The 26,164-nt window shown below is 67.4% G+C and carries 26 protein-coding genes; 11 read left to right on the top strand and 15 right to left on the bottom strand.

The annotated features are described in order from the left end of the window. Positions 1–2: 2 nt before the first annotated feature. The gene (gene arr / locus N7367_RS05365; RefSeq protein ID WP_074900061.1) at positions 3–437 is read right to left on the bottom strand and encodes an NAD(+)--rifampin ADP-ribosyltransferase; all 435 of its coding nucleotides are present in this window, start codon (positions 435–437) and stop codon (positions 3–5) included. A 126-nt stretch (positions 438–563) separates the two neighbouring features. Beyond that, on the bottom strand, positions 564–815 hold the full coding sequence (locus tag N7367_RS05360) for an accessory factor UbiK family protein (protein WP_053518135.1): 252 nt from the start codon (positions 813–815) through the stop codon (positions 564–566). A 154-nt stretch (positions 816–969) separates the two neighbouring features. Between N7367_RS05360 and N7367_RS05355 the strand changes: the two genes are divergently transcribed. Beyond that, positions 970–1,308 (top strand): P-II family nitrogen regulator, encoded by a 339-nt coding sequence (locus tag N7367_RS05355; protein ID WP_005411374.1) that lies wholly within the window; start codon positions 970–972, stop codon positions 1,306–1,308. A gap of 147 nt (positions 1,309–1,455) precedes the next feature. Here N7367_RS05355 and N7367_RS05350 read toward each other — a convergent pair whose 3' ends face one another. Beyond that, a complete protein-coding gene (locus tag N7367_RS05350) occupies positions 1,456–2,115 on the bottom strand; it encodes an RIO1 family regulatory kinase/ATPase (protein WP_053518133.1) in 660 nt (219 codons plus the stop codon). 446 nt (positions 2,116–2,561) lie between these two features. On the opposite strand from N7367_RS05350, the gene N7367_RS05345 reads away from it, so the two are divergent. Continuing rightward, positions 2,562–3,467, top strand: a complete 906-nt coding sequence (locus N7367_RS05345) for an aspartyl/asparaginyl beta-hydroxylase domain-containing protein (RefSeq protein WP_065181515.1) — start codon at positions 2,562–2,564, stop codon at positions 3,465–3,467. 75 nt (positions 3,468–3,542) lie between these two features. On the opposite strand, the gene speE is transcribed toward N7367_RS05345, so the two are convergent. Further along, entirely contained in the window at positions 3,543–4,394 is an 852-nt protein-coding gene (speE, locus tag N7367_RS05340; protein WP_279941877.1) for a polyamine aminopropyltransferase, read from the bottom strand. Between the two features lie 206 nt (positions 4,395–4,600). Between speE and speA the strand changes: the two genes are divergently transcribed. Both speA and N7367_RS05330 read left to right on the top strand, forming a co-directional pair. Continuing rightward, entirely contained in the window at positions 4,601–6,490 is a 1,890-nt protein-coding gene (gene speA / locus N7367_RS05335) for an arginine decarboxylase (protein ID WP_053520373.1), read from the top strand. Between the two features lie 43 nt (positions 6,491–6,533). Next, on the top strand, positions 6,534–6,854 hold the full coding sequence (locus tag N7367_RS05330; RefSeq protein WP_279941876.1) for a DUF6122 family protein: 321 nt from the start codon (positions 6,534–6,536) through the stop codon (positions 6,852–6,854). A gap of 27 nt (positions 6,855–6,881) precedes the next feature. Here the strand turns inward: N7367_RS05330 and N7367_RS05325 are convergent, their stop codons facing one another. Genes N7367_RS05325 through N7367_RS05315 form a run of 3 tightly spaced genes read right to left on the bottom strand, consistent with a single transcriptional unit; the run spans position 6,882 to position 9,171 of the window. Next, positions 6,882–8,225, bottom strand: a complete 1,344-nt coding sequence (locus N7367_RS05325) for a HAMP domain-containing sensor histidine kinase (RefSeq protein WP_197572272.1) — start codon at positions 8,223–8,225, stop codon at positions 6,882–6,884. Beyond that, positions 8,222–8,881, bottom strand: coding sequence for a response regulator transcription factor (locus N7367_RS05320; protein ID WP_053520370.1), 660 nt, complete (start codon positions 8,879–8,881; stop codon positions 8,222–8,224). Before N7367_RS05320 ends, N7367_RS05325 begins: the two co-directional genes overlap by 4 nt. Further along, entirely contained in the window at positions 8,881–9,171 is a 291-nt protein-coding gene (locus tag N7367_RS05315) for a PepSY domain-containing protein (protein WP_053520369.1), read from the bottom strand. Before N7367_RS05315 ends, N7367_RS05320 begins: the two co-directional genes overlap by 1 nt. 147 nt (positions 9,172–9,318) lie before the next feature. On the opposite strand from N7367_RS05315, the gene N7367_RS05310 reads away from it, so the two are divergent. Next, entirely contained in the window at positions 9,319–9,753 is a 435-nt protein-coding gene (locus N7367_RS05310; protein ID WP_180875589.1) for a PepSY domain-containing protein, read from the top strand. A 76-nt stretch (positions 9,754–9,829) separates the two neighbouring features. Here N7367_RS05310 and N7367_RS05305 read toward each other — a convergent pair whose 3' ends face one another. From N7367_RS05305 to N7367_RS05295, 3 genes are all read right to left on the bottom strand, one after another. Next, positions 9,830–10,312 carry a hypothetical protein gene (locus tag N7367_RS05305; RefSeq protein ID WP_074900053.1) on the bottom strand — a complete coding sequence of 161 codons (483 nt, stop codon included), beginning with the start codon at positions 10,310–10,312 and terminating at the stop codon, positions 9,830–9,832. A 125-nt stretch (positions 10,313–10,437) separates the two neighbouring features. Beyond that, complete coding sequence (locus N7367_RS05300; protein WP_164151940.1) at positions 10,438–11,646, bottom strand: FAD-dependent oxidoreductase; 1,209 nt, start codon at positions 11,644–11,646, stop codon at positions 10,438–10,440. A gap of 9 nt (positions 11,647–11,655) precedes the next feature. Continuing rightward, entirely contained in the window at positions 11,656–12,150 is a 495-nt protein-coding gene (locus N7367_RS05295; RefSeq protein ID WP_279941875.1) for a lipocalin family protein, read from the bottom strand. A gap of 182 nt (positions 12,151–12,332) precedes the next feature. Between N7367_RS05295 and N7367_RS05290 the strand changes: the two genes are divergently transcribed. Together N7367_RS05290 and N7367_RS05285 are read left to right on the top strand one after the other, a co-directional pair. Next, positions 12,333–12,581 carry a hypothetical protein gene (locus N7367_RS05290; RefSeq protein WP_053520409.1) on the top strand — a complete coding sequence of 83 codons (249 nt, stop codon included), beginning with the start codon at positions 12,333–12,335 and terminating at the stop codon, positions 12,579–12,581. A gap of 113 nt (positions 12,582–12,694) precedes the next feature. Beyond that, a complete protein-coding gene (locus tag N7367_RS05285; RefSeq protein ID WP_263176248.1) occupies positions 12,695–15,115 on the top strand; it encodes a DUF3772 domain-containing protein in 2,421 nt (806 codons plus the stop codon). A gap of 425 nt (positions 15,116–15,540) precedes the next feature. On the opposite strand, the gene N7367_RS05280 is transcribed toward N7367_RS05285, so the two are convergent. Both N7367_RS05280 and N7367_RS05275 read right to left on the bottom strand, forming a co-directional pair. Further along, on the bottom strand, positions 15,541–17,646 hold the full coding sequence (locus N7367_RS05280; RefSeq protein ID WP_197600267.1) for a phosphoglycerol transferase I: 2,106 nt from the start codon (positions 17,644–17,646) through the stop codon (positions 15,541–15,543). 283 nt (positions 17,647–17,929) lie between these two features. Continuing rightward, positions 17,930–19,573 carry an AarF/UbiB family protein gene (locus N7367_RS05275; RefSeq protein ID WP_241686012.1) on the bottom strand — a complete coding sequence of 548 codons (1,644 nt, stop codon included), beginning with the start codon at positions 19,571–19,573 and terminating at the stop codon, positions 17,930–17,932. Positions 19,574–19,783: 210 nt separating this feature from the next. Between N7367_RS05275 and N7367_RS05270 the strand changes: the two genes are divergently transcribed. Beyond that, positions 19,784–20,710 (top strand): DUF808 domain-containing protein, encoded by a 927-nt coding sequence (locus N7367_RS05270; RefSeq protein ID WP_279941874.1) that lies wholly within the window; start codon positions 19,784–19,786, stop codon positions 20,708–20,710. A gap of 52 nt (positions 20,711–20,762) precedes the next feature. On the opposite strand, the gene N7367_RS05265 is transcribed toward N7367_RS05270, so the two are convergent. Further along, on the bottom strand, positions 20,763–22,301 hold the full coding sequence (locus tag N7367_RS05265; protein WP_053519859.1) for a GGDEF domain-containing protein: 1,539 nt from the start codon (positions 22,299–22,301) through the stop codon (positions 20,763–20,765). A 105-nt stretch (positions 22,302–22,406) separates the two neighbouring features. Here N7367_RS05265 and N7367_RS05260 point away from each other — a divergent pair, with 105 nt between their 5' ends. The 3 genes from N7367_RS05260 to N7367_RS05250 all read left to right on the top strand — a co-directional run bounded on the left by N7367_RS05260 (position 22,407) and on the right by N7367_RS05250 (position 24,258). Continuing rightward, complete coding sequence (locus N7367_RS05260) at positions 22,407–23,042, top strand: NAD-dependent dehydratase (RefSeq protein ID WP_279941873.1); 636 nt, start codon at positions 22,407–22,409, stop codon at positions 23,040–23,042. Next, complete coding sequence (locus N7367_RS05255; RefSeq protein ID WP_279941872.1) at positions 23,042–23,749, top strand: YafY family protein; 708 nt, start codon at positions 23,042–23,044, stop codon at positions 23,747–23,749. Before N7367_RS05260 ends, N7367_RS05255 begins: the two co-directional genes overlap by 1 nt. Before the next feature lie 122 nt (positions 23,750–23,871). Beyond that, positions 23,872–24,258, top strand: coding sequence for a VOC family protein (locus tag N7367_RS05250; RefSeq protein ID WP_053519856.1), 387 nt, complete (start codon positions 23,872–23,874; stop codon positions 24,256–24,258). A gap of 170 nt (positions 24,259–24,428) precedes the next feature. On the opposite strand, the gene N7367_RS05245 is transcribed toward N7367_RS05250, so the two are convergent. Together N7367_RS05245 and N7367_RS05240 are read right to left on the bottom strand one after the other, a co-directional pair. Beyond that, a complete protein-coding gene (locus N7367_RS05245; RefSeq protein WP_279941871.1) occupies positions 24,429–25,814 on the bottom strand; it encodes a dihydrolipoamide acetyltransferase family protein in 1,386 nt (461 codons plus the stop codon). Then, positions 25,811–26,164, bottom strand: coding sequence for an SH3 domain-containing protein (locus tag N7367_RS05240; protein WP_053519854.1), 354 nt, complete (start codon positions 26,162–26,164; stop codon positions 25,811–25,813). The genes N7367_RS05245 and N7367_RS05240 overlap by 4 nt, the downstream gene beginning before the upstream one ends.

Here is a 26,164-nt window from a genome sequence, read left to right as displayed (position 1 = left end):
CATCAGTTGATGATCTCGCCACTCCCCGATGCGACGAATTCCCTCAACTGCCGGATGAAGTCCGCATCGTAGGGTTCCCACTCGGTGATCTCACCGACAATCCGCAGCGGCTGCGCACTGCGATACGACCGCGTCGGGTTCCCGGGAAACTTCTTGTTGGTGACGTTCGGGTCGTCCTCGAACGGCCCGGTCGGTGCCACCACGTACACACGCGGCCGCCCCTCGCCCCGGGCCATCTCCGCGGCCAGCCCGGCACCTTTGGCAATCGTGGTGAAGTAGATGTGGTTCATCACCACGCCATCGCGATAGTTGGAGCCGTAGCCGGCAACCAGCAGATCGCCCGTGGCCAGGTCGGCCCGGGTGCCGTGATAGAACGGCCCGGCGACCTGATCGCAGGTGTCCTGCGAAACGGGTGTCCATTCGGTGTCCTGCGTCATCGCGATACCCCCAAGGTTGTCCTGCCGGATCGACAGGCCGGCGAGTCTAGGGGGCCAGGTGGGCCTTGCTGCAAGGCCCCATCCGGGAAATAATCTGTAAGTGGGAGGCGCAGCGCGCCTCCTTTTTCATTCTGCGGCGCGGCGCCCTTCCAGCTCGCGCACCGCTGTTTCCAGCGCATCCAGCTTCTGGCGGGTCTTCAGCAGCACCGCGCGCTGCACCTCAAATTCCTCGCGCGTGACCAGATCGAGCTTGGCCAGCCCAGCCTGCAGCGCGCTCTTGAAGGTGGCCTGCAGTTCCTCGCGTGATTCGCGCAGGCCCGGCGGCACCAGGTCGCTGAGGCGGCGGGCGAGGTCATCGATTTGGTTCAGGTCGATCATGGGGTGCTCCGTGGGTGGCGCCCGCGCATCAGGCGCGGGCAGGCCGTTCAGCCACAAGGATACTGCCGGCGCGCGCTGCCCGGACAGGCAGCCGCGGCGTCGCACCGGGCGCGTTCAGGCGCTATCCTCCACGCCGGAAGACAGGAGATCGACGATGAAGATGGTCATGGCGGTGATCAAGCCGTTCAAGCTCGACGACGTGCGCGAAGCGCTGGCCGAGCGTGGCGTCACCGGCATCACGGTGACGGAGGTCAAGGGCTTCGGCCGCCAGAAGGGGCATACCGAGCTGTACCGTGGCGCCGAGTACGTGGTCGACTTCCTGCCGAAGGTGAAGCTGGAAGTGGCCGTGACCGATGACCAGGTGGAGGCGGTGGTGGAAGCCATCGTCAAGGCGGCCGGTACCGGCAAGATCGGCGACGGCAAGGTATTCGTGTATGACCTGGGCAGCGTGGTGCGTATCCGCACCGGCGAGCTGGACGCAGACGCGCTGTAAGCCGTCCGGCGGGATGTTGTAGAGCCGAGCCGATGCTCGGCTGCCGTTCCGCCGTCATGTAGAGTCGAGCTTGCTCGACTCTACAAAGAGCAGCCGAGCATGGGCTCGGCTCTACAAGGAGCGGTAAAGCGGTGAGCGGAGCGACGCTTACCGGCGCTTCGCCCACTTGTAGAACCGCTTCCAGCCCTGGCGCACTGCGGCCACCCAGCCGGGGTCGGCCACCAGGGCGGCCTGGGTGGCGCTGGGCGCCTGCCCGGTCACGCGCTGGCGGATCTTCAGCAGGTTCTTCATGTCGCTGCGGCGCATCTGCCGGGTCAGCGGATTGCGGCGCAGCCAGCGCGGTGCGCGCCAGGCCGAGGTGAAGTCCAGCAGCACTGGTACGCCGCCGCTGACCACCACGTTGGTGCCGTGCAGATCGTTATGGGTGATGCCGGCCGCATGCAGGCGGCTGAGTGCGTGCTGCAGCTGCTCGAACACTTCATTGCCGACTGCCTGGGCGGTGCTGAGGGTCTGGCCGGGAATGAACTCCATGCCCAGTGCCAGGCCTCCCAGTGTTCCCAGCAGCGCTGGCGCGTGCTTCCAGCCGCCCAGGCGCTGCAGCATGCGCGCTTCACGGCGCACCATCAGGCGTGCGACCAGCGACAGCGGCGTGCCGCGATAGCGGGAGTAGTCCTTGATGACGGCCTCGCGGCCATCTAGGCAGGTGCGATAGACATCGGGAGCCAGCAGGCGTTCGCCACGCTTGAGCAGCAGGGGCGTGGTGGCGTCATCGCCGCAGGTCTGGCAGGGGGAGGCAGGAAGGGGCATGGCGGGGTCTCGGACGACCCGGTGGGCGGCGCTGAAGCGTCAAGCGAACCGGTGAGGCGGGGAAACTGGCTAAACTTTCGTTAAGTCAATTTTAGTACCGGCAAGTTCGCTAATCCACGTTCTGTCGGAGAAATGTCGGGGCCGTGGCTGGAACAGTTCGTCGCGCACGGGCGGACAATTTCGTCTCACTTTTCGGTTTGAGGCATTGAAAATCAATAAGTTGAAGAAGAAATTCACCCGTTCAGCCAAGCGCCGCTGAACATGGCGCACGTGTGGCTTGACCCCGGCGCACGGCCTGCCGACCATAAGCTGTTCATCCGCGACATCGGCGGCCGCCCCGTTCCGGCACGTCCCCGTCCCCTGCCGCGTTGCCACCGATGCCGGCCGCCTGCGCCGTGCATCGCCCCCTGATTCCCGTTCCGGCTGCCGCCGGAGGAAAGTTTTTGATGATCAAGATCGTACTGGCAGTGCTGTTCGTGGCCTGCGTGCTGTACATCCACTTCCGTGGCAGGGTCCGCGCGCGCTGGTCGCGCCAGCTGCTGGACCACTCCAGTTTCATGGCCCCGATCAACGTGGTCATGTACATGTTCTCGAAGGTGCCGACCACGCCGTTTCTGGACCCGGGCAAGGAGTTCCCGCAGCTGGAACCCCTGCGCCAGAACTGGCAGATGATCCGTGACGAGGCGCTGGCGCTGCGCGATGCGCAGAAGATCGCTGCGTCCAGCAGTTTCAACGATGCGGGCTTCAACTCGTTCTTCCGCCGTGGCTGGAAGCGCTTCTACCTGCGCTGGTACGGCCCCTCGCACCCGTCAGCGAAGACGCTGTGCCCGAAGACCGTGGCCCTGATCGAGTCGATTCCGGATGTTCGCGCAGCGATGTTCGCGCAGCTGCCGCCGGGCAGCGAGCTGCGTCCGCACCGCGATCCGTTCGCCGGTTCGCTGCGCCTGCACCTGGGCCTGAGCACCCCCAACGATGATGCCTGCTACATCGAAGTGGACGGCATCCGGAAGAGCTGGCGCGACGGCGAGTGGATGATGTTCGACGAAACCTACATCCACCACGCGCATAACGAGACCGAGCAGGACCGAGTGATCCTGTTCTGCGACATCGCGCGCCCGCTGCGCTTCGGCCTGCCGGGCCTGTTCAACCGTGCGGTGGCCGCCACGCTGCTGGCCGGTGGCGCTTCGCCGAACCTGCCAGGTGATCCGACCGGGGGTGTCAACAAGGCATTCGGCAGCCTGTACAAGGTGCGCCTGAAGGCCAAGGCGCTGCGCGAGCGCAGCGTGGTGGCCTACCAGGTCATCAAGTGGGGCCTGGTGGCGGCGGTGATTGCCGGAATCTGGGCGATCTGATCGAACGGCCGCCGGGCATGGCCCGGCGCTACCGGAACACGAACAACCCGCGCTGTCGCCAGCGCGGGTTTTTCTTTACTTCAATGCCGCCTGCACGAACGGCGGGGTCACCAGCACGCCGGTGTGCAGCGCGGCGGTGTAGTACAGGGTCGTGAAGGTCTTGGCGGCCGAATCAGCCTGGCGGAAGTCGAAGCTGCTGTCGCCCTTGCGCGCCATGGTCACGCTCCACCAGCCGGTCGGGTAGCACGGCTGCGGGAACGGCAGGGTCTTGAACGAACCGAAGCCGGCCTTGCCCATCTCGGCACGCATCTCGTTGATAAGTTCCAGCTGCATCAGCGGCGATTCGGACTGCTGCACCAGGATGCCATCATCCCTCAGCGCCTTGAAGCAGCTCTCGTAGAAGGCCTTGTTGAACAGGCCTTCGCCCGGGCCGACCGGGTCGGTGGAGTCCACGATCACCACGTCCACGCTGCCGGCCGGGCAGTTGGCCATGTAGGCCACACCGTCGTCGAACAGCAGTTCGGCGCGCGGATCGTCGTTGGAGTCGCACAGCTCCGGGAAGTGCTTGCGCGCCATCACCGTGACCTGCTCGTCGATGTCGCACTGGGTCACGCTCTCCACGCCCTTGTGCTTGAGCACTTCGCGCAGGGTGCCGCAGTCGCCGCCACCGATGATCACCACGCGCTTGGGGGCGGCGTGGGTGAACAGCACCGGGTGGCTGATCATCTCGTGATAGAAGAAGTTGTCCTTGCTGGTCAGCATGATGGCGCCATCGATGGTCATCAGGTTGCCCCAGTCGGTGGTCTGGAAGATCTCGATCTTCTGGAAGGGCGACTGCACCTCGTCCAGCTTGCCGGTGATGCGGTAGCCGATGGCCGAGCCGGTGCGCTCGAAATGCTCGATGTACCAGTTGTTGCTGTCAGTCATGGGACGTGTCCTTCTGGGGTCCTGTTCGGAGGGGGTAGAGCCGGGTTGGCGGCACGGGGCCGCGTGGCGCAAGCCACATCCGGACGGATCGGCCTGTTCAGGTCCGGCAGGAGCCGGGTCACGGGCGCGGGCGCGCATGATAACGAACCTGTGGGCATATAGGCGTTATCATGCCCCCCCTTTTATTGCCAACAAGGCCGACTGAAATGACCGATTGGTCCCTCGACCAAGCCCGCAAGACCTACTCGATCCCGCATTGGGCGGATGGTTACTTCGACGTGGATCAGGCCGGGCACATGGTGGTGAGACCGACCGGGGCGGACGGCCCGGTGGTGTCGCTGCCCAAGGTGGTGGACGCCGCCCGCGAGGCGGGCGCCAAGCTGCCACTGCTGGTGCGCTTCCCGGACATCCTCGGCCAGCGCCTGGGCAAGCTGCAGGCGGCATTCGCCCAGGCCCAGCAGGACTGGGATTACGCGGGTGGTTACACCGCGGTGTACCCGATCAAGGTCAACCAGCACCGCGGCGTGGCCGGTACCCTGGCCAGCCACCACGGCGAGGGCTTCGGCCTGGAAGCGGGCAGCAAGCCGGAGCTGATGGCGGTGCTGGCACTGTCGCGCCCGGGCGGCCTGATCGTCTGCAACGGCTACAAGGACCGTGAGTACATCCGCCTGGCCCTGATCGGTCGCAAGCTGGGCCTGCAGACCTTCATCGTCATCGAGAAGCCGTCCGAGCTGAAGCTGGTGCTGGAAGAGTCCAAGGCGCTGGACGTGAAGCCCGGCCTGGGCGTGCGCATGCGGCTGGCGTCGCTGGGCGCCGGCAAGTGGCAGAACAGCGGGGGCGACAAGGCCAAGTTCGGCCTGTCCCCGCGCCAGCTGCTGGACCTGTGGAAGTCGCTGCGCGATACCGAGTACGCCGATTGCCTGAGCCTGCTGCACTTCCATATGGGCTCGCAGATCTCCAACGTGCGCGACATCGCCAACGGCATGCGCGAAGCCACCCGCTACTTCGTTGAACTGTCGCAGCTGGGCGCGAAGATCACCCATGTGGACGTGGGCGGCGGCCTGGGCGTTGATTACGAAGGCACCCGTTCGCGCAGCTTCTGCTCGATCAACTACGGCTTGAATTCGTATGCCAGCAACATCGTGCAGCCGCTGGCCAACGCCTGCGAAGAGCACGGCCTGCCCCCCCCGCGCATCGTTACCGAGTGCGGCCGTGCGATGACCGCGCACCATGCAGTGCTGATCGCGAATGTGTCCGAAGTGGAGCAGGCGCAGGAAGGCCGCGTGCCGGACCAGCACGATGACGAGCCGGCGTCGATCCGTCATCTGCGCGAGATCCACGAGGAACTGGACGTGCGCCCGGCGGTGGAACTGTTCCAGGAGGCGCAGCACTTCCATGCCGAAGGCCTGTCCAGCTACGCGCTGGGCCAGATCGACCTGCCGCAGCGTGCGCGCATCGACGACCTGTTCTACGCCATCGCCCACGGCGTGCGTGCGCGCCTGAGCTATGACGAGAAGAGCCACCGTCCGGCGCTGGATGAACTGAACGAGCGCCTGGTCGACAAGTACTTCGTCAACTTCAGCGTGTTCGAATCGATTCCCGACGCGTGGGCCATCGACCAGGTGTTCCCGATCGTGCCGATCGAGCGGCTGGACGAAGTGCCGGACCGTCGCGGCATCATTGCCGACATGACCTGCGACTCGGACGGCATGGTCAAGACCTATGTCGAGAACGAGAGCCTGGACAGTTCGCTGCCGCTGCACGCGATCAAGCACGGCGAGAGCTACCGCATCGGCTTCTTCATGGTCGGTGCCTACCAGGAGATCCTGGGCGACATCCACAATCTGTTCGGTGACACCGACGCGGTGGAAGTGGTGGCCGATGCGGACGGCTACGCGATCACCCAGCAGCGTCGTGGCGACACCACCGACGTGATGCTGGACTACGTGGGCTACCGGCTGGACGACCTGCGCGCGGCCTATGCCCAGCGCGTGGCTGCCGCCGGGCTGTCGCCGGAGCGTGCGCAGGAACTGTCGCAGGCGCTGGAGGCGGGCCTGACCGGCTACACCTACCTGTCCGACGAGCCGCTGGTCTGATGCCTGCGGCAACGCCGGACATGGCCCGGCGCTATCAGTCCTGATGAGCGCCCGCGCGATCTTCCACCTGTTCCTGCATGCCGCCGTGCCAGCCCTGCTGGCATGGCTGTTCTGGCGCAAGCGCTTTGCGTCGGCGTGGTTGCTGATGCTGCTGGGCTGGATCATCGACCTCGACCATCTGGTGGCCGATCCGATCTACGCGCCGAACCGCTGCAGCATCGGCTTCCACCCGTTGCACACCGCGCCGGCGATCGCGGTGTATGCCGGGTTGTGCGTGCCGAAGAAGACCCGCCTGGTGGGCATCGGCCTGGTGATCCACATCGTGCTCGACGCCATCGACTGCTGGTGGATGCATCACCGCTGAGGCGGGTCGTGCAGCGCCGGGGCGGCTCTACCGGGGAGGCGGGGCGTCCGTCGGGGCCAGCGGCAGTTCCAGCCGTGCGCGCAGTCCCGGGTTCTCGTTGGAAAGGCGCAGTGAGCCGCCGTGGCTGGCGGCGATCTCCGCGGCGATCGCAAGGCCCAGGCCGCTGCCTTCCACCCGTTCGTCCAGGCGTACGCCACGCTGCAGGACACTCTCCAGCTTGGCTTCGTCCAGCCCCGGGCCGTCATCGCGCACTTCGATATGCAGCCGGTCCTGTTTGGCCAGGGCCCGCAGGCGTACTTCGCTGGCGGCCCATTTGCCGGCGTTGTCCAGCAGGTTGCCCAGCATCTCCTCCAGGTCGGTGGCTGCGCCGGCGAAGGCCAGCCCGTGTGCCACGTCCATCTGGAAGCGGATGCGGCGGCCGGCATGCACGCGGGTCATCAATCGGCACAATGCCTCCACCGCGGGCGCCACATCGCTGCGCTGGTGGTGGTCCACGGCCAGGCCGGCGGCCAGGTAGCGGTCGATGCTCGCACGCATGCGCGCGCCCTGTTCGTGCACCGTGCGCCGCCAGCCGCGTCCTTCACCCTCCGCCTCGGCCGCCAGCACGCTCAGCGGCGTCTTCAGCGCATGCGCCAAGTCCTCGGCGCTGCTGCGCGCGCGCGCGACCATGCGCTGGTGGTGATCGAGCAGGGCATCGAGCTCATCGGCCAGCGGCGCGATCTCCAGATCCAGCCGGCTGCGGTCGATGCGCTCGGCATCGCCACGGCGGATGCGTTCCAGCTGCTGGCCCAGGCCGCGCAGTGGGCGCAGGCCGAAATGCACCTGGCTGGCCAGCACCGCCAGCCAAGCCGCGACCAGCAGGCCCAGCGCCAGCGCGCTGCGCTGACGGAAGGCGGCGGTGTCCGCGTCCAGCGCGCTGCGATCATGGGCAACCAGCGCAATGTAGGGCTGCGATGCACGTGGCAGGCGCACCTGCTGCACACGGGCACGCAGCGATTGCTGCATCGGCCCGCTCAGATTGCGCTCGGCCGGGCCGGTGGCCGTGACCGGCAGGGTCTGGTCCCACAGCGAGCGCGACTGCAGCAGCACCTTGCCGTTGTGGTCGGTGATCTGCCAGTAGGCGCCGGAGAACACACGCTGGAAGCGCGCGTCGTTGGGTTCCTGGCGCAGCCGCAGCTGTCCGTCGGGATCGATCTCCGCCTGCGCGAGCAGAGTCAACATGTCCTGCTGCAACTCGCCGTCAAGACGGTCGCGCGCGCTGCGCTTGAACAGCTCGCCCAGCAGCACGCTGGCCAGCACCGACACCAGCACCAGGCCGATGCCCCCCACCAGCAGCAGCCGCCGCCGCAATGAAGGCTGGCGCGCGCTCATGCCTCGGCCAGCCGCCAACCCTGGCCACGCACGGTATGGATCAGTTCCACGCCCAGCTTGCGCCGCACCCGGCCAAGCAGCACGTCCAGCGCGTTGGAGTCCGGATCGTAACCGCCTTCGAAGACCTGTTCGCCGAGGCGGTCGCGGCTGATCACGCGGCCGGCGTGATGGATGAAGTAACTCAGTACGCGGAACTCCTGGGGACTCAGCGGCAACGGTTGCCCGTCCAGTTCAAAGCGACCGGCGTTGACGTCAAGCTGCAGGGGGCCGCACTGCAGGCGCGGGCTGGCGTGGCCCCGGCTGCGGCGGATCAGGGCACGCAGGCGCAGCACCAGTTCATCGGCCTGGAACGGTTTGGTCAGGTAGTCATCGGCGCCTGCATCGAAGCCGGCCAGCTTGTCGTGCCAGCGGCTGCGTGCGGTCAGCACCAGCACCGGAAAATCGCGGCCATGGGCACGCCAGCGCTCGATCACGCTCAGTCCATCCAGGCCGGGCAGGCCAAGATCGACGACCGCGGCATGCAGGTCCTCGATCTGGCCGATCTCTTCCGCACGACGGCCATCGGTGGCCACATCGACCACGTAGCCGGCCTGCTCCAGCAGGGGCTGCAGGCGTTTGGCCAGCTCGGTGTCATCCTCGGCAAGCAGGATCCGCATCAGTCGTCCAGTTCCATCTTCAACAACGTCCCGTTGCGCGCATCATAGTCCAGCTCCACCACTGCGCCGTCGTCACGCAGGATCTCCACCTCGTACACCGCGTCGTCCAGCTCCACCTCCAGCAGTTGGCCGGGCTGGCGCCTGAGCGCGTCGCGCACCACCTGTTCCAGGGGCACGTAACGGCCCTGCTGCACGGCGCGGCGCGCGACCTGCTGCGCCGGGTCCGGCGCAGGGCCGGCAGCGGAGCCCGGAGTGGCCAGGGCCAGCAGCAGGGGCAGGGAGACCAGCATCGGTAACGGATCCTCGGGCGATGGCGACAGGCGCGAGCATGGCACCGCTGACTAACAGCCGACTAACGATGGCCGCTAAGGGGCTGTTAGCCGACCGCGGCATCGTGGTGCTGCCGGAATGGTCCGGCCACGAACAGGAGAACTCCCATGCTGAAGTCGCTCACCCTCGCCACCGTCGCCGTGCTGGCCATTGCGCCGGCCGTGCACGCTGCACCGCTGGGCATGGCCCAGGCCGAGCAGGCCCTGCGCAAGGCCGGCTACACCCAGATCCACGAGATCGAACGCGATGACGGCCTGTGGGAAGCCGACGTCAGCCGCGCCGATGGCCGCTTCAGCGAGGTCTACGTGGACCCGAAGACCGGCGAGATCTTCGACGAGCACAACGGCCGCGCGCTGCTGCCGACCGAGCAGGTGCTGGCCAAGGCACAGTCGCAGGGCCTGCGCGAGATCCACTCGCTGGAGCGCGATGGCGCCACCTGGTCGCTGGAAGCGCGCAATGCCCGCAACCAGAAGGTCGAGGTGCGCCTGAGCGGCTATGACGGCCGCATCCTGCACAGCGAACGCGACGGCTGGCTGGATTGAGCACCTCGGGCAGCGCCGGGCCATGCCCGGCGGCCTGATGCATGCGCTGCGCTCGCCGGGCATGGCCCGGCGCTGCTTACCAGCCGTAGGGCGGCGGGTAGTCCCAGTAGCCGGGGCCGCGACCGTAGTAGCCGCCATACGGGCCGAAGAAGCCCGGGCCCTCGCCTTCGCTGACGTGGATGTTGAGGTTCACCCCGCGGGTCTTGCCCTCGTCGGTGGTGTAGTTCTTGCTCAGATTCAGCGTGGCGGCGTTGTAGTGGCTGTTGCCGCCCCGCTTGGAGTACCCGATGCCGGTGGTGAAACTGCCGGAGACCTTCACCTTGTCGTCCTGCACGTCGGCGATGCGGGCATCGTCGTGCACGCGTGGGCCACTCTTGTCACCGTAGTAGGTGCCCGGCGGGTCCTGCTGCAACGTCGGATCGTTGAGGTAACGCATCGGCGCCTGCGGCAATGTCAGATCCAGCCCGGATGCCTGCGGTGCGGTGGCGCCGGCAGCGGACTGGGCGAGCACGGTCCCGGGCAGGGCCAGGCACAACAGCAGGGTCAGGGGGCGGATCATCTTGGCGCTCCAGCGGACAGGGACCACGCCACACGCGGCGTTACAGGCCGACGCTAGCAGGGCGTGCTTGAATGATGCCTGTCGGCGCCGGATTGGGGTAGAGCCGGGCCATGCCCGGCTGCAGGTCACAGCCGCCCGAACCCGAACAGCTCCGCCAGCGGATGCTTGCGCCGCTCGATGCGGGCCCGCAGCAGCTGTGCGCCGATCATGGAATAGGTGATGCCGTTGCCGCCGTAGGCCATTGCCAGGTGCACGCGCGGCCCCCACTGTTCATGCGGGCCGAAGAACGGCAATCCGTCGGCGGTCTCGGCGAAGGTACCGGCCCATGAGAATGCCGGTACCGGGTCGAGCTTGGGAAACCAGTGCAGCAGCTGCTTCATGAGCTTGTCTGCCTTGCCTTCCACCCGCCGGTCGCGCCGTGCCGGAATATCGATGGCATCGTCCAGCCCGCCCACCAGCAGGCGACGGTCGCCGGTGGCCCGCAGATACAGATAGGGGCGCGCGCTTTCCCACACCATCGTGCGCTGCAGGGGGCCCAGCACCGCGGCATCGACAGGGTCGGTGATGAAGGCATAGCTGCTGCGGTTGCGTGCGACGCGCTGCGAGAGCCAGCGCTGGTTGGCGTATCCCATCGCCAGCACCACGTGGCCTGCGCGGATCGTCGCGCCTGATTCGGTCTGGGCGGTTACGCCCCGTGTGCCTGGCGTCAGCGTGTGCAGCACGGTGCGATCGTGAATGTGGCCGCCGCGCTGGCGCACCCGCTTCAGCAATCCATAGGTGAGGCAGTAAGGGTCGACCCGCGCTGCCTGCCGGGTCAGCAATGCGCCGCCGGCGTCCACATCGAAGCGCTCCGCCAGCGCCTCCGGGCCCAGCCAGCGGGCGTCCAGGCCGGCGCTGCGGCGTGCCTGGCCCTCGGCCATGAGGCGGGGCACGTCGCGGTGGCGACTGGCCAGGTACAGGCTGTCCATGCGCCGGAAGTCCACGTCCTTCAGGCCACGCGCCACTTCGCCCAGTGCCGGGATCGCCTCGGCACAGGCCCGGTAGGCCAGCGTGGCCGCGTCGTGGCCATAGCGCTGGGCCAGTTCCAGCAGATGGGTGTCGATCTCGTACTGCAGCAGCGCGGTGCTGGCCGCGGTGCTGCCCCAACCGATGTCGCGCTGCTCGATCAGGGCAACCTCGTGACCGTGTCCTGACAGCTCATCGGCGATCAGCGCGCCGGTGATGCCGCCGCCGACCACCAGCACATCGCAGCGCAGGTCGCCCTCCAGCGGGGGAAATGCCTGGATCAGGCCATTGCGTACGGCCCACCAGGGATAGCCACTTTTCAGGTCCATGGTGATGGGTCAGGCGGTGGGATGGCCGGTGTGCGGCGTGTGGATCAGTTCGGACAGATCGAAGCCCAGCAGCCGCGCCGTGGCCAGATAATGGTCCCGCACGGTGGCGTCCAGCTTCGGCTCGCGTGCCAGCAGCCACAGGTAGCGGCGATCGGGGCTGCCAACCAGCGACACGCTGTAGTCCGGAGCGATCTGGATGACCCAGTAGTCGCCCTTGGCGAAGGGCAGCCAGCGCAGGCCCTTGGGCAGGAAGCTCACTTCCAGGCGCGCGCTGTCGTTGTCGACGGGGCAGGCTTCGCCGCTGGCCTCCTCGACCTGGCCGTCCATGCGGCAGCGGTTGTGGACGCTGACGTTGCCGTTGTCGAGCAGGCTGTAGTGCGCCGAGACATCGGTGCAGCCTTCCGGCTCGTGGCGCATGGGCAGGCGCGCGATCTCATACCAGGTGCCCAGGTAGCGGGGCAGCTTGAGGTCGGCGACGGTCTTCAGTGGCAGCTGTTCGGTCATCGGCAGGCGCAGCGGGAACGGGCCTCCACGATGCCGACGGCCTCGCCACGAGCGGGTGAAGCCGGAGCGATGGCGGTGTCCAGAACATTGCGTCGCCGCGGCGTCATTCCCGCTCTCATCGGCGCGGCGGTATCCTGCCGCCAGCGCCGGGTGTTCCGATCCAACCTGAAGTGGAGGTGCCGATGTACCAGGTGATCCTGTTGAAGAGTGAAACCGCGTTCGCGCGCGAGCAATGGCCGCAGGTCGACGATCTGGTGGACTATGAGGGCGTCAGCTACAGCCTGCGCGCCGGTCCGCGCCAGCCGCTGCCGACCGACCACGACTGGCCTCCGGTGGCGGTGTACGCCCCGGACGAAATCACCGAGGAAGAGTTCCAGGACTGGTATGCGCTGCAGCAGCCGACGGTGGAGGAGCTGCGGTTGAAGTACTGAACCGCGGGGGCGGGTGCTGCGGGCGGGGCCGCCCCGGGCATCCGACCTTGACCGGTCGTGCCGTATAGTCGCGCGCAGGCGCGGTGGTCCGCGCGAACCGGTGTGCATCTGGCGTGTCTTCTTTCCTGCAATCGATCCGCACGCGCGGGCCCTGGCTGGGCCTGCTGCTGGGCGCCGCCCTTCTGCTGTCCGCGCCGGTGTTCGCCCAGGATGAGGCGCCTACGCCGAAGCAGCAGCTGGCACAGATTGACAGCACGCTGAAGGAGATCGCGCGCAAGCGCGACGACGCCGAAGCCACCGAAACACTCGGCACGCTTTCAGAGGACGCCTCGAAGGCCAAGCGGGATGCAGAGGCGCTGGAAAAGTCCCTGCAGCCACAGCTGGACCAGCTCAAAGAGCAGCTGGCTCAGCTGGGTGAAGCGCCGCAGGGCACCACCGAGCCCCCCGACCTGGCCGCGCAGCGACGTACGCTCAGCCGCGAGAGCGATGCCCTGGCCGCCTCGGTGGCCCAAGCCAAAGCCATCGCGGTGCGTGCCCAGCAGTTGAGTGCGGACATCGACAAGCAACGTTCCGCGCAGATCAGCGAGGAACTGGGCCGCAAGGTCGATTCACCGCTGTCGCCGTCGCTCTGGCGGCAGGTGGCCGATCAGCTTCCCGATGACATCGCCCGCGTGCGCCCGTTGGCGCAACAGGGGCGTGACACCCTGGCCAAGGCCATCGACACCCACGGCTGGGGCACCCTGCTGCTCGGCCTGGCCGCAGCACTGGTGATGATGTTCCCGCTGCGCCTGTGGCTGCGCGCGCTGGGGCGCCGGTTTGCCGCCTCGGAACGCGCGCCGGACGGCCGCCTGCGCCGTTCCGGCCTGGCCATGTGGCTGCTGCTGGTGGGCACCCTGCTGCCGGGCTATGCGGTGGTGGTGCTGGTGGCTTCGCTGAATGCCATTGGCGGCATCGCCCCGCGCCTGCAGAACGTGGCCGATGGCCTGGTGGCGGCGACCTTCGCTGCGGCCTTCATCGCCGCGCTCAGCGCGTGCCTGCTGATGCCCAGGCGCCCCTCCTGGCGGCTGCTGAACCTGGATGACACCGCCGCGCTGAAGCTGCGCAAGTACGCCTGGGGTGCCGCTGCGCTGGCCTGGCTGAGCAACGTGCTGGTGGCCATTGACCGTGCCACCCGCACCAGCGACGTGACCACGGTGGCACTGGATGGCGTGATTGCGCTGACCTACCTCGGCCTGATCATGGCCATGCTGGTGACCCTGGCACGCCTGCACCGGCGGCAGACGGCCGAAGCCGAAGCGAAGCTGGAAGCGCAGGCCGATGGTCTCGGCGCACAGCAGCCGGTGCGCCGCAGCAGTTGGTTGGTACTGGCGCGCGTGGCTGGCAACATCGCGGTGGTGGCGGCGATCATCGCCACGCTGCTGGGCTATGTGAACTTCGCCAAGTTCGTGAACCAGCAGTTGATCGGCGGCAGCATCGTGGTGCTGGCAGCCACACTGCTGTTCAAGTTCGTCGATGATTTCTGCACCTGGCTGTTGAACGCCGACAGCAAGGTTGGCCAGACCATCCTGCTCAGCACCGGCCTGAGCGTCTCCAGGCTGGAGCAGGCCGGCGTGCTGCTGTCGGCGGTGCTGCGCACCTTCGTGGTCCTGATCGCGCTGCTGGCACTGGCCGCGCCCTTCGGCAATGTCGGCTCGATCGTGGAGCGCTTCGCGTCGCTGGCCAATGGCATTCCCATCGCCAAGGACCTGACGCTGGAGCCGGGCCGCATCGTACTGGCCATCGGCGTGCTGCTGGCCGGGCTGGGGGTGATGCAGGTGGTGCAGCGCTGGCTGGCCGACACCTACCTGCCCAAGACCGAACTGGATCTGGGCGCGCGCAATTCAATCAGCACCGTCGCCCGCTATCTTGGCATCATCATCGCGGTGCTGTGGGCCCTGACGGTGATGGGCCTGAACCTGCAGAAGCTGGCGCTGCTGGTCAGTGCGTTGTCGGTGGGTATTGGTTTCGGCCTGCAGGCGATCACCCAGAATTTTGTTTCCGGCCTGATCCTGTTGGCCGAGCGACCGGTGAAGATCGGTGACTGGGTGAAGCTGGGTGACCAGGAGGGCGACATCCGCCGCATCAATGTGCGCTCGACCGAGATCCAGGTGGGCGACAAGTCCACGTTGATCGTGCCCAACTCGGAGCTGATCACCAAGACCATCCGCAACATGACGATGGGCAACAACCAGGGCCGCATCCAGATCCAGTTCGCGGTACCGACCAGCACCGACGTCGCCGGCCTGCGGCAGGCCATGCTGGATGCCTATGGCGCGCACACCAGCGTGCTGCAGACGCCCGCGCCGACGGTATACATCGACGGCATTGCCGGCGGCCAGATCACCATCAACAGCTTCGCCTACGTGGCCAGCCCGCGGCAGGTGTACGGCACCCGCAGCGATCTGTATTTCAGTCTGTTGCAGATCCTGGCGGAGCGGAACATTCCGCTGTCCACGCCAACGGACATCCACATCACCCGCGACCCCCAGGAGTAGGGGATTCCCGGCAGGGCTGCGCCCTGCACCTGCCGAGGCCGGAGCAACAGCAACAGCAACAGCAATACCAAGCATTCCATGGGATGGCGGGGTGGGTCCGGTTGCGGGGGCCGCTGCAAGTACGTCCATGTAAGCTCGGTCGCCGCATCCATGCGGCTCACGCCCCCGCAACCGGACCCACCCCGCCTTCGACAGATTTCCGCGATCTGCTGGAATTGCTTTTGGGGTCAGATCCGTTTTCTTCCGCAGAAAACGGATCTGACCCCAGATTGATTTCGATATCTGGCAGAAGTGTCGACCAAGGTCGACACCTGCCTACGGCTGCCGGAAACCGCCCCGCCATCCCACGGAATGCACGCTGTTGCTGTTGCTGTTGCCTTTGCTCCAGCTTGCAGCAGGTGCAGGGCGCAGCCCTGCAGAAAACCCTATCCCCGCGGTCGGCTGCGCGAAGGCACCAGCGCGAAGGTATCCACGGCCAGCTTCTCGGCGTGATTCAACCAGGCGCGGATCTCCAGATCGTCCACTTCATGATCCAGTCCGAAGGACACATTGATCTTGCCGTCGGCATCAGGCTGGACCCACTGCTGGGCCAGCACCACCTTGCGCTGCGATGACACGGCCTCGATCCAGAAACCGCGATCCGGGCGCGTGCTTGCCACCAGCTGCAGCATGTACTGGCCGGCGCGGGTGCGGCGGCCCTTCTGGGTGATCATGTGGGCCTGGCGCACGCTCGGGCGCGGTCCCTGGAACGCATCCAGCGGCGCGTCCACCGCGATGCCACCACGCAGGTCGTCGTCGCGGTACAGCTTGATGCCGTTGTCGCGGTTCACCAGCAAGGCGCACCAGTCGCCGTCGGCCGACCCATCCTCGAATGCGGTGCAGCGATCCACATAGGCCAGGGTGTTGTCCGGATCGGCATCGTCGAACTGGCGGGACGTGTTCTCCAGATACACCGACTTCAGGCCCCAGTCCTTGTCGTACTCCAGCAGGACCGGCGGCTGCACGTGCTGCATGCCCACCACCACCTGGTCGTCGTTGTCGATCCTCAGTTCGCGCGTCGGCTCGCCCAGCCACAGCGACCGGGCGAATGCCAGGTACTGCGGGTAATCGCGGCCGCCATCGCGACGCGCCGCGACGCTGGCACTGGGGGCACGTGTTTCGTCCAGCAGCGAGCGGCCGAAGCCCATCGTGCGCAGGCCCGGATCGAGCAGGCCCAGCAGGGTGGCGCCGGAGTCCAGCGTCGAGCCGTTCTCCGCCGCCAGCTGGCGCGGCGCCACGCCATCACCGAGGAACAGCAGCAGGTTCTCGCGCTTCTGCCTGGCCAGCACGTGACTGAGATCGTTGGGCATCGCCAGATGGTCCGAGGCGATCACGATCAGCGTGTCCTTGCCGTACGGACTGGCCTGGATGCGCTGGACCAGTTGCGAGATCAGGCGGTCGGTGCATTTGAGCGCGTTGAGCAGGCCGATGTTGCCGTACTGGCTCTGGTAGCGTTCGCCCTTGCACGACACCGGCAGGTGGCCTGCGGGATGGTGCGTATCCATGGTCAGCGTGGTCAGCATGAACGGTGCGCCGGCGCGCGAGAGCTGCTCGAAGCGCTGGTAGGCGGTGTCCAGCAGCACGTCATCGTGTACGCCCCAAGCAGAGTAGTGAATGCGCCCGATCTTCTTCTGCTGCTTGAACCACGCCAGATCATGTACTTCGTCGAAGCCGTGGCTGGCCAGGAACTGGCCCTTGCCGGCGAACTGGCCGTTGGCGCCGCCCAGATAATGGTTGGTGTAGCCCTGCTGCTTCAGGTAATCGCCCAGGCACACGGCCTTGGGCAGGAAGCTGCCCATCCGGTCCATGCTGTTCTCATCGCCCTGCGAGGTGGTCAGCGGCACGCCGCACATCGATGCCACCAGCCCGGCGATGGTCCAGCCACTGCCTTCGGCCGATGCCAGGCCGCGCACATCCAACGACCTGGCGGCCAGACGATTGAGATTGGGCATCAACCCGGGAAACACGTTCTCGTCCAGATAAGTGCGTTCAAGACTTTCGCCGTAGATCCAGACGATGTTGCGCGGCCGCTGCAACGGCTGGGTAGGCACCTGGTATTCCGGCGCGATGCGCGCGAAATCAACCGGTCGCAGCTGCTGGTAAAGACGCTGGCCGTCGCGCGCCAGCGGACTGACCATGAGCGTGACCACCCATGCGACGGCGAAGCCGGCGAACCAGGCCGCACCCCGTCCGGGCCGATGCCAGCGGCGGACCCGCGTGGCGAACAGCGGTAGCAGCGAAACCAGGGCCAGCACGATGAAGCCGGCGATGTAGCCCTTGAAGTCGGCGACGCCGGCACCCTCCATGTCCGCACCCAGGTGGTACAGCGTGGCGGCGTTGAGTCCGTCACCGGAGAGCTTGTCGATCAGCCACCACGTGCTGAGCGCCAGCAACAGCAGTGAGAACGATCCGGCCTTCCACCACATCCATTTGTCGGAAGCGAGGAACAGCCAGGCCAGCAGCAACAACGACAGCAGAAGGATCCAGAGCATAGGCGGCTTCGGCAGTGAACGGGGTGGTGCGATGGACGTCGTACCGACGCGTGTCCATCCGACCGGCGCTGCCGCTAGCATGTGTGCATGACAGGCCGATGACCCGATAGTGCATGCACGAACCTGACTGAAATGTTTGTTGATCGACCGCGTGCGGTAACAGCGCGATCAAGTAAAACGAGCGTGAAAATGCGCGTTGGATTGCATTAAGAACCGCATGAATGCGGCACTTCGGAGATGGACGTATGGCGCAGGTGCACATATCGCGCACCACGCACTCCGCTCATCGATGGCCGCGTTCCTCGCGTGCCCGCGCGCGCCGATCGAACAACAGCGCGCTGGTGACGATGCCCAGCCCCAACGCCACGCCGATCAGCATCAGCACCAGCGCGATCGCCGGGTAACCGAACAGATGCCAGCCGGTATCGAGCTTCATCATCAGCGATGCGGCGAGAATCAGCGCTGCGCTGATGATGCCGGCCGCCACGCGGTTGGCGATCTTCTGCAGATTCTCCATCAGCCGTGATTCCTCCAGCCCGGTCACCTTCATCTGCAGGCGGTTCTCGGCCAGCAGGGCCATGATGTCCGACAGCTTGCGCGGCCCATCGCGCAGCAGCTGCTGCAGCTCCATCGCCTCGCTGGCGAGGTTGGCGGCCGACAGCGACTTCTTCAGGCGCGCGCGCATCACATGCTGCAGCTGGCGTTCGACGATGCGGCGCGTGTCCAGTTCGGGCGCGAGCAGGCGGCAGACCGTCTCCAGGTTCAGCAGCGCCTTGCCCAGCAGGCTCAGTTCCGGCGGCGTACGCAATCCACAGGCCGTGGCGATGCGCACCATGTCCAGCACCACGCGTCCCTCGGAGAAGTTGCCGCTGGCGGCATAGCGCGCGATCAACTGGCCGGTCTCGCGCAGGTAACGCTCCTCGTCGAAGGCTTCCAGCCGGGTGCTGATGCTGATCAGATCGTCCGCCACTTCTTCGCCGCGGCCATCGACGGCGGCGAACAGGATCTTCAGCAGGCGCTCGCGCAGCCGCGGTGGCATGTGCGCGACCATGCCCAGATCGAAGATGGCGAGGCGACCATCGGGCATCACCCGCAGGTTGCCCGGATGGGGATCGGCGTGGATCTCGCCATGCACGAAGATCTGGTCCAGGTAGCCCCGGATCAGCGCGGCTGCCAACGGGTCCATCGACTGCTCGGTACGGCGGACGCCGGGTATCGCGTCCACGCGAACGCCGGTGGCCAGCTCCATGGTCAGCACGCGCTGGCTGCTGTAATCCCAGATCGGCTGCGGTACCCACAGGCGCCGGAAGGGCCGCAGATGGCGGCCGAAGCGGGCCAGGTTCTCGGCCTCGGCGTGGTAATCCAGCTCCTGCATCAGGGTCTTGGCGAACTCGTTGAGCCAGTCGCGCAGGCGCACCCGTCGGCCGACCTGGGTCAGGTGATCGGCGGCCAGAGCGAAGCTGCGCAACGCTTCCAGGTCCGAACGCAGCTGCGCGGCGACCTCCGGCTTCTGCACCTTCACCGCGACCTGCCGGCCGTCATGCATCACCGCACGATGGACCTGGGCGATCGAGGCGCAGCCCAGCGGCTCGGGGTCGAAGGCCGCGAACAGCTTGCTCACCGGTGCCCCCAGCTCCTGCTCGACGATGGCATGGATGCGTTCGACCGGAATCTCGGCCACCTTCTCCTGCATGCGCTCCAGTGCCGTGGCGAACTCCACCGGCACCATGTCTGGACGTGTGGACAGCATCTGGCCCAGCTTGACGAACGTCGGCCCCAGCGCTTCCAGGTCACTGACGAACTGCTCGGGATTGCCGTCGGCCGGCACCTCGGCCTGGCTGCCGGCTGCGTCCAGGTTCATGCCGGAGAACACCCCCGAATGACGGTAGCGCATCAGCAGGCGCAGGATCTGGCTGCGTCGGCTCATGCCTTTTACCAGCGGTGGATTGCCAGTGGCGGTGGGCGGATTGTTCAAACGGCACTCCTTGTGGACAACGACCGGTAGTGCCGGGCCATGCCCGGCGGAACGGGATCACCTCGCCAGTCTGGCCGGGGCAGGGTAGGCACGCGGTGAATCCACTTCCTCCCGGGCCGTTGGATCGGTCAGAATCCGTCCATCCTCCCTCCTGGAACCCCCATGGCCGGTGCCAGCCTGTTTGCCCTGCTCGACGATATCGCGACGCTGCTCGATGACGTCTCGATCCTGACCAAGGTGGCCGCGAAGAAGACGGCCGGTGTGCTTGGCGACGACCTGGCGCTGAACGCGCAGCAGGTAACCGGTGTTTCCGCCAACCGTGAACTGCCTGTGGTCTGGGCGGTGGCCAAAGGCTCGCTGCTCAACAAGGTGATCCTGGTTCCGGCCGCGCTGGCGATCAGCGCCCTGGAAGCCTGGCTGCATGGTCGTGGCTGGAACGTGCCGCTGATCGTGCCCTTGATGATGATCGGTGGCGCATTCCTGTGCTTCGAGGGCGTGGAAAAGCTGGCGCACCGTTTCCTGCATTCGGCGGACGAGGACGCCGAGCACCAGGCCGAGCGGCGCAGGGCGCTGGCCGATGCGGAGGTGGACATGGTGGCGTGGGAGAAGGACAAGGTGAAAGGTGCGATCCGTACCGACTTCATCCTCTCTGCCGAGATCATCGTCCTGACACTGGGCGTGGTTGCCGCCGCCTCGTTCTCCCAGCAGGTGCTCACCCTGGTGGTGGTCGCATTGGCGATGACGGTGTTCGTCTACGGACTGGTTGCCGGCATCGTCAAGCTGGACGACGCGGGCCTGTACCTCTCGGGTAAGGGCGGAGCGGTCGCAGCGTTCGGACGCGGCCTGGTCGCATCGGCGCCGTGGTTGATGAAGTTCCTGTCGATCGCCGGCACCGTGGCCATGTTTCTGGTCGGCGGCGGCATTCTGGTGCACAACGTGCCGGCGCTGCACCACGCGGTGCAGGCGCTCGGTGGCCAGGGCCAGTGGGGCTGGCTGATCGGCGCGGTTGCCAACATGGTGGTGGGTATCGTCGCTGGCGCCATCGTGCTGGCGGCGGTGACCGGCATCCAGAAGCTGCGCGGGAAGTAGCCGCGTCGCCGGACGGGCGGCGGTAGCGCCGGGCCATGCCCGGCGGAGCGCTTCAGCCCGCCTGCACGCGGTTCTTGCCCTGCCGCTTGGCCGCGTACAGCGCCTCGTCGGCGCGTCGCAGCAGCGCCTCGCTGTCATCGCCGGGCTGCCATTGCGCCAGTCCGGCACTGAAATGCACCGGCACGCGCCGGTCCTGCACGGTCAGTACCCGATGCGCCAGTGAGCGCTGCAGGCGCTGCACGGTGGCCATGCTGTCCGCACCGGGGGTCTCCGGCAGCACCAGCACGAACTCGTCGCCGCCCAGCCGCGCGATGCCATCGGTGGCGCGCAGCAGCAGCCTGCACACCGCCACCATGTGCTGCAGCAGCGCGTCACCGCCGGCGTGACCATGCGCGTTGTTGGTCTGGTGGAAGTCATCCAGATCGATCACCGCCACGCCCAGCGGCGTGTTGTTGCGTTCGGCGCGCGCCAGCTCGCGCTGCAGCAGTTCGTCCAGGCCCCGGCGGTTCAGTGCCTGGGTCAGCGGATCGATGCGCGCGAGGTCGCCGGCCATGCGCAGTTCCTGTTCCAGCTCGGCGATGCGTTGTTCAGCGCGCTCCACGTCCAGCCGTGCGGCAGCCAGGTGGTCGCGTGCCTGCGCGGCCTGCTGCTGCACTTTGCCGGTATCGCGCATCACCTCCTGCAGCAGCTGGTTCAGATCGGCGATGCTGCGCGCCTCGCGCAGCTGCAGTGCGTAGCTGCCGATACGGTCATGGTATTCACCGGTGCTGGTGGCCATGCCATCCATGCGTTCGATGAAATCCCCCATCAGTCCGCGCATCGCCGCCTTGGAGTCGTCGATGCCCTGGCGCAGCAGGCCCTGCCGGTAGATCACCTCGCGCAGCTCGGCACGCGTTCGTTCAACGGCCTCGGCCTGCAGCGGGCCGGACAGCAGTTGCCGCACCGCCGCGATCTGGCCCTGCAGCCAGCTGCGATCGTCCAGCAGTTCGCTCACATTCTCCAGCAGCAGTGCGAACAGCTCCAGCAGCAGCGCCTGCTGTTCCTGCCAGCTGCCGGCACGCACGCCGATCTGATGGCCGAGCTCGCGCACACCCTGCTCGATCGGCTCCAGGGCGCTGCCCGGCTGCCAGTGGCGCAGGCGAAGGGACAGCGCCTGCGCCTGCTCGCGCAGGTCCGGGTCGTGCTGCAGCAGCGCCACTACCGCGCCGCCCAGCAGCAGGCGCAGCTGTTCGGACAGGCGCAGGCTGTCGGGCTGCCCATCCGGTGAATGCTGGTCGATGGTGCGGATGTACTTGTCGATCAGTTGCCGCATCGCCCGCCCGTAGCGTGGCCAGTCGGCGCTGGCCTGCGCGGACTGCAGGCGATCACCCATGTCGCCCAGTTCGCCCGGCAGCGTCGCCATGCCATTGGCGAACGCGGCCAGCAGCGGCTCCGGCGCATCGGCACCGGCAAAGAGCCGTTGCAGGCTTGCGCTGCTGCCGCCCTGCAGGACCACGCGCTCGCCCTCACCCGCGTCGGCAACCGCGCGCACGCGTGCCGGCGGACCGAGGGCGGTGCCGGGGGCGGGGCGCGGGTCGGGGTGGTCCGTCATGGAGCGAATCCTGGGGCTGGCAGGGTCTGGTTCCAGCATATCGGCGCGGCTGCCGATGGCTTGAACGGCTAGGATGGGCGACAGGATGCCGCACGGGAGGTGGTGATGCGCGTGATGTTGCTGGGGGCGACCGGCCTGGTCGGCGGGCTGACCCTGCCCGGGCTGCTGGACGACCCGCGCTGCAGCGCCGTGGTCGCGCCCACCCGGCGTCCGCTGGCATTGACCCATGGGAAGCTGCAGAACCCGGTGCTGGCCTTTGACGCGTTGCCCGCCTCGCCCGAGTGGGCGCGCGTGGACGCGGTCATCTGCGCGCTGGGCAGCACCATCGCCCAGGCCGGAAGCCGCGAGGCCTTCCACCGCATCGACCATGACTATCCGCTGGCGTTCGCCCGTCTGGCGCAGGCACAGGGCGCGAAGACCTATGTATTGAATTCCGCAGCCGGTGCCAACCCGCAGTCGTCGATCTTCTACAACCGGGTGAAGGGCGAGCTGGAGCGTGACCTGCGCGCGCTGGGCTTCGCCTCGCTGACCCTGGTGCGGCCTGGACTGATCGGCGGCGAGCGCACCGAGGTCCGTCGTGGTGAGCGTTTCGCACTGGCGATGCTCGGTGCACTGGGTCCGGCACTGCCACGGGCGTGGCGGATCAATCCAGCCAGCGAGATCGCCAAGGCATTGATCGGGGCCGCGCTGGCCCCGCAACCGGGTGAGCACGTGGTGACATCAAGCGCATTGGTCGGCTGATGTCGCGTGCGCTGCGCCTGACCCAGCTGCTGCAGCTGCTGCGCCGCCATCGACGGCCGGTGGCCGGGCAGGTGCTGGCCGATGCGATGGGTATCAGCCTGCGTACGCTGTACCGCGACATCGAGACGCTGCGCGGGCAGGGCGCCGACCTGCGCGGCGAGGCGGGCGTCGGTTACCAGCTCGCGCCGAGCGACACGCTGCCGCCGATGACCCTGCCACCGGCCGAGATCGACGCGCTGGTGCTGGGCCTGCGCTGGGTTGCGGCCCGCACCGAGCCGGCGCTGGCCGAGGCTGCCCGTGATGCGTTGGCGCGCATTGCGCATGTGTTGCCCGCCGCCCGCCGCGAGGCACTGCGTGACAGCGGTCTGCGCGTGGGCCCTTCACGAACAGCGGCGAAGGTGCCGGCGGCCCGGCTCCAGGCCGTGCGCGAAGCCGTAAGCGCACAGCAGCGCCTGAAGTTCGGCTACGAAGATGCGCACGGCCAGCGCAGCGAGCGCATCGTCTGGCCCTTCGCGCTGGGCTACTTCGACGAAGTTCCGATGCTGGCGGCGTGGTGCGAGAGCCGCGAAGACTTCCGCCACTTCCGGCTGGACCGCATCCGCCGGGTGCGCGCGCTGGAGGATCGTTATCACGTGCCACGCGCCACCCTGCTGCGGCGCTGGCAGAAGGCCCTGGGCATCGCACCGGACTGGTTGGATCGTTCGTAGCGTCGGGCCTGCTCGACGGCCTTCGAGCTTGGCGAACAGCGGGCGAACAATCGCGATGCTGCTGACAGAATCTGTCAGCAGGGCGGTACCACCATGAAGGCTCCCAACAACGGAGCGTCCCCATGTTCAGGCCCAGCACCCTGCTGCAGTACGCAAGTGATGTCGCTGCCAGCGCCGCCTTCTACAGCGGCATCCTCGGCACGCCCCCCGTCGAGCAGTCGCCCGGCTTTGCTCTGTTCCTGCTCGGCGACGGCGCCGCGCTCGGCCTGTGGCAGCGCGATGACGTGGAGCCGCCGGTGTCCACGCAGGCCGGCGCCGCGGAACTGGCGATGGTGGTCGCCAACCCGGAGGCTGTACAGCAGATGCACGACGCGTGGCGCGCACTCGGCGTGCAGATCGTGCAGGCCCCGGTCACCCTGGAATTCGGGCATACCTTCGTGGGTGTTGATCCGGATGGGCACCGCCTGCGTGTGTACAGCCGCGCCGAGGGCCTGCCCGCGCGCGGTTGAAATGAGGGGAGCCGGTACCTGCCGGTTCCGCTGTTCCCGGATGTGGTTCCGCCCACCTTCGGTTGACCAGCAGGAAGCTGCCGAGCATGGGCTCGGCTCTGCCGTAGAGCGCGCACAAAAAAACGCCGGGCACTGCCCGGCGTCTTCTGTGTTTCAGAGGTGGTGGTCGATCAGCTGGCCAGGGCCAGGTCGTCCATCATCGCGCGCAGGAAGCGGGCAGCTTCGCCGCCGGTGGCTGCGCGGTGGTCGAAGGTGACCGACAGCGGGATGACCTTGTGCGCTTCCACGCCGCCCATCACCGGGGTCATCTGGTGGCGGGCACGGCCGGCACCGACGATGGCCACGCACGGCGGCACCACGACCGGGGTCGCGTAGCGGCCGGCGAACATGCCGAAGTTGGACAGCGAGATGGTGTAGCCACTCAGTTCCGAGGCCGCGATCGAGCGCGCTTCCACCTGCTCGCGCAGGCGGTTCACGCCCTCGCGGATGCCACGGGCATCCAGCATGTCGGCGTTGCGCAGGGCCGGCACGAACAGGCCGTCGTCGGTGTCCACGGCGATGCCGATGTCCACCTGCGCGTGCAGGGTGCGGGTCAGTGCTTCACCATCGAACCAGGCGTTCATCGCCGGCACCTTCTGCGCGGCAACCACGATGGCGCGCACCAGGCGGGCGGTGACGTCGTTGCCGGGCAGCCAGGCATGGATGTCGGCGTCGTCGTTGAGCGTGGTCGGTACAACCTTGCTGTGCGCATCGGCCATCACCCGCGCCATGTTGCGGCGCACGCCCTTCAGCGGTTCCGGCTGGCCCTTGGCGACCACGCCCGGCGGCTGCGTGCGCATCGGCTTGCCCGCCGCAGACAAGGAGGTGCGGGCTTCGTTCTGTACCGGCGCAGACACCTGCGCTGGGGCCGGCGCGGCATAGGCCGCAGCGGCAGCCGGGGCCGGCGCGGCGCCGAGCTTGGCGGTGCCGTTGGCGGCGGCCTGCTTGACGTCGGCCATGGTCACCGCGCCATCGCTGCCGGTGGCGCGCACGCGGCTCAGGTCCACGCCCAGCTTGCGGGCCATCGCACGCACCGCCGGTACGGCCTTGACGCCACCGACGGCCAGCGCCTGCTCGGTATGCACGGCATTGGAGCTCTGCATCGCGCCGACCACCGTGCCGGCGTCATCGCGCTCGGCCTTGGCGTCCTCGGCGGCGGCCGGTGCCGGAGTCGGCAGCGGCGGCGGGGTCGGCGCTGCGGCCGCAGCCGGTGCCGGCGCATGGCCGTGGCTGTGGCCGGTGTCCTGGCCATCGGCACGCTGCGGCAGGTTCGGGTCGATCTCGAAGCTGGCCAGCACCGAGCCGGTCGGAATGATGTCACCGGCCGCACCGGACAGCTTCAGCACCTTGCCGGAGACCGGCGACGGCACTTCCACCACGGCCTTGGCGGTCTCCATCGACACCAGCGGCTCGTCCAGCTTGATCACATCGCCTTCCTTCACGAACCACTCGACGATGGTCGCGTCCGGCAGGCCTTCGCCCAGGTCGGGCAGGTTGAAATTCTTGGTCTGGCTCATTTGCAGTTCTCTTCCAGCAGTTCCAGTTCGCGGGCCGGCAGCCAGCCCGTCGCACCATTGGCGCGCTCGGACCACCACCATCCGCCGTGTTCGTGATGCAGCTTGACCATCTCGCCGCTTTCCACATCCAGCTCGCGGGCGTCGTAATCGCGCAGGGCTTCGGCGCGACCGTCGTCCAGCAGTTGCAGCCAGGCGACGGGCGCCCAGCCGGCGCGTCCATCGCTGGTGCGTACCCAGGCAAACGCCGGCCATTCCTCGTCACGTACGCCTACTTCGACGATCTGGCCGGTGCGGAACCGGAGCGGGTTGGGATACTGGCTGCGGTAAGCCCCAAGGAGGCGGGCCCGCAT

Origin of the sequence: Stenotrophomonas sp. GD04145 (genome assembly GCF_029835135.1) — a bacterium.
Lineage (GTDB): Bacteria > Pseudomonadota > Gammaproteobacteria > Xanthomonadales > Xanthomonadaceae > Stenotrophomonas > Stenotrophomonas maltophilia_P.
The sequence above is the reverse complement of the archived record's forward strand: the minus strand, read 5'-3'. Positions and strand labels throughout refer to the sequence as shown.

Coding starts and splice junctions, on each gene's coding strand:
- arr (WP_074900061.1), bottom strand. CDS start 437: ATGACGCAGGACACCGAATGGACACCCGTTTCGCAGGACACCTGCGAT.
- N7367_RS05360 (WP_053518135.1), bottom strand. CDS start 815: ATGATCGACCTGAACCAAATCGATGACCTCGCCCGCCGCCTCAGCGAC.
- N7367_RS05355 (WP_005411374.1), top strand. CDS start 970: ATGAAGATGGTCATGGCGGTGATCAAGCCGTTCAAGCTCGACGACGTG.
- N7367_RS05350 (WP_053518133.1), bottom strand. CDS start 2,115: ATGCCCCTTCCTGCCTCCCCCTGCCAGACCTGCGGCGATGACGCCACC.
- N7367_RS05345 (WP_065181515.1), top strand. CDS start 2,562: ATGATCAAGATCGTACTGGCAGTGCTGTTCGTGGCCTGCGTGCTGTAC.
- speE (WP_279941877.1), bottom strand. CDS start 4,394: ATGACTGACAGCAACAACTGGTACATCGAGCATTTCGAGCGCACCGGC.
- speA (WP_053520373.1), top strand. CDS start 4,601: ATGACCGATTGGTCCCTCGACCAAGCCCGCAAGACCTACTCGATCCCG.
- N7367_RS05330 (WP_279941876.1), top strand. CDS start 6,534: ATGAGCGCCCGCGCGATCTTCCACCTGTTCCTGCATGCCGCCGTGCCA.
- N7367_RS05325 (WP_197572272.1), bottom strand. CDS start 8,225: ATGAGCGCGCGCCAGCCTTCATTGCGGCGGCGGCTGCTGCTGGTGGGG.
- N7367_RS05320 (WP_053520370.1), bottom strand. CDS start 8,881: ATGCGGATCCTGCTTGCCGAGGATGACACCGAGCTGGCCAAACGCCTG.
- N7367_RS05315 (WP_053520369.1), bottom strand. CDS start 9,171: ATGCTGGTCTCCCTGCCCCTGCTGCTGGCCCTGGCCACTCCGGGCTCC.
- N7367_RS05310 (WP_180875589.1), top strand. CDS start 9,319: ATGCTGAAGTCGCTCACCCTCGCCACCGTCGCCGTGCTGGCCATTGCG.
- N7367_RS05305 (WP_074900053.1), bottom strand. CDS start 10,312: ATGATCCGCCCCCTGACCCTGCTGTTGTGCCTGGCCCTGCCCGGGACC.
- N7367_RS05300 (WP_164151940.1), bottom strand. CDS start 11,646: ATGGACCTGAAAAGTGGCTATCCCTGGTGGGCCGTACGCAATGGCCTG.
- N7367_RS05295 (WP_279941875.1), bottom strand. CDS start 12,150: ATGACCGAACAGCTGCCACTGAAGACCGTCGCCGACCTCAAGCTGCCC.
- N7367_RS05290 (WP_053520409.1), top strand. CDS start 12,333: ATGTACCAGGTGATCCTGTTGAAGAGTGAAACCGCGTTCGCGCGCGAG.
- N7367_RS05280 (WP_197600267.1), bottom strand. CDS start 17,646: ATGCTCTGGATCCTTCTGCTGTCGTTGTTGCTGCTGGCCTGGCTGTTC.
- N7367_RS05275 (WP_241686012.1), bottom strand. CDS start 19,573: ATGAGCCGACGCAGCCAGATCCTGCGCCTGCTGATGCGCTACCGTCAT.
- N7367_RS05270 (WP_279941874.1), top strand. CDS start 19,784: ATGGCCGGTGCCAGCCTGTTTGCCCTGCTCGACGATATCGCGACGCTG.
- N7367_RS05265 (WP_053519859.1), bottom strand. CDS start 22,301: ATGACGGACCACCCCGACCCGCGCCCCGCCCCCGGCACCGCCCTCGGT.
- N7367_RS05260 (WP_279941873.1), top strand. CDS start 22,407: ATGCGCGTGATGTTGCTGGGGGCGACCGGCCTGGTCGGCGGGCTGACC.
- N7367_RS05255 (WP_279941872.1), top strand. CDS start 23,042: ATGTCGCGTGCGCTGCGCCTGACCCAGCTGCTGCAGCTGCTGCGCCGC.
- N7367_RS05250 (WP_053519856.1), top strand. CDS start 23,872: ATGTTCAGGCCCAGCACCCTGCTGCAGTACGCAAGTGATGTCGCTGCC.
- N7367_RS05245 (WP_279941871.1), bottom strand. CDS start 25,814: ATGAGCCAGACCAAGAATTTCAACCTGCCCGACCTGGGCGAAGGCCTG.
- N7367_RS05240 (WP_053519854.1), bottom strand. CDS start 26,164: ATGCGGGCCCGCCTCCTTGGGGCTTACCGCAGCCAGTATCCCAACCCG.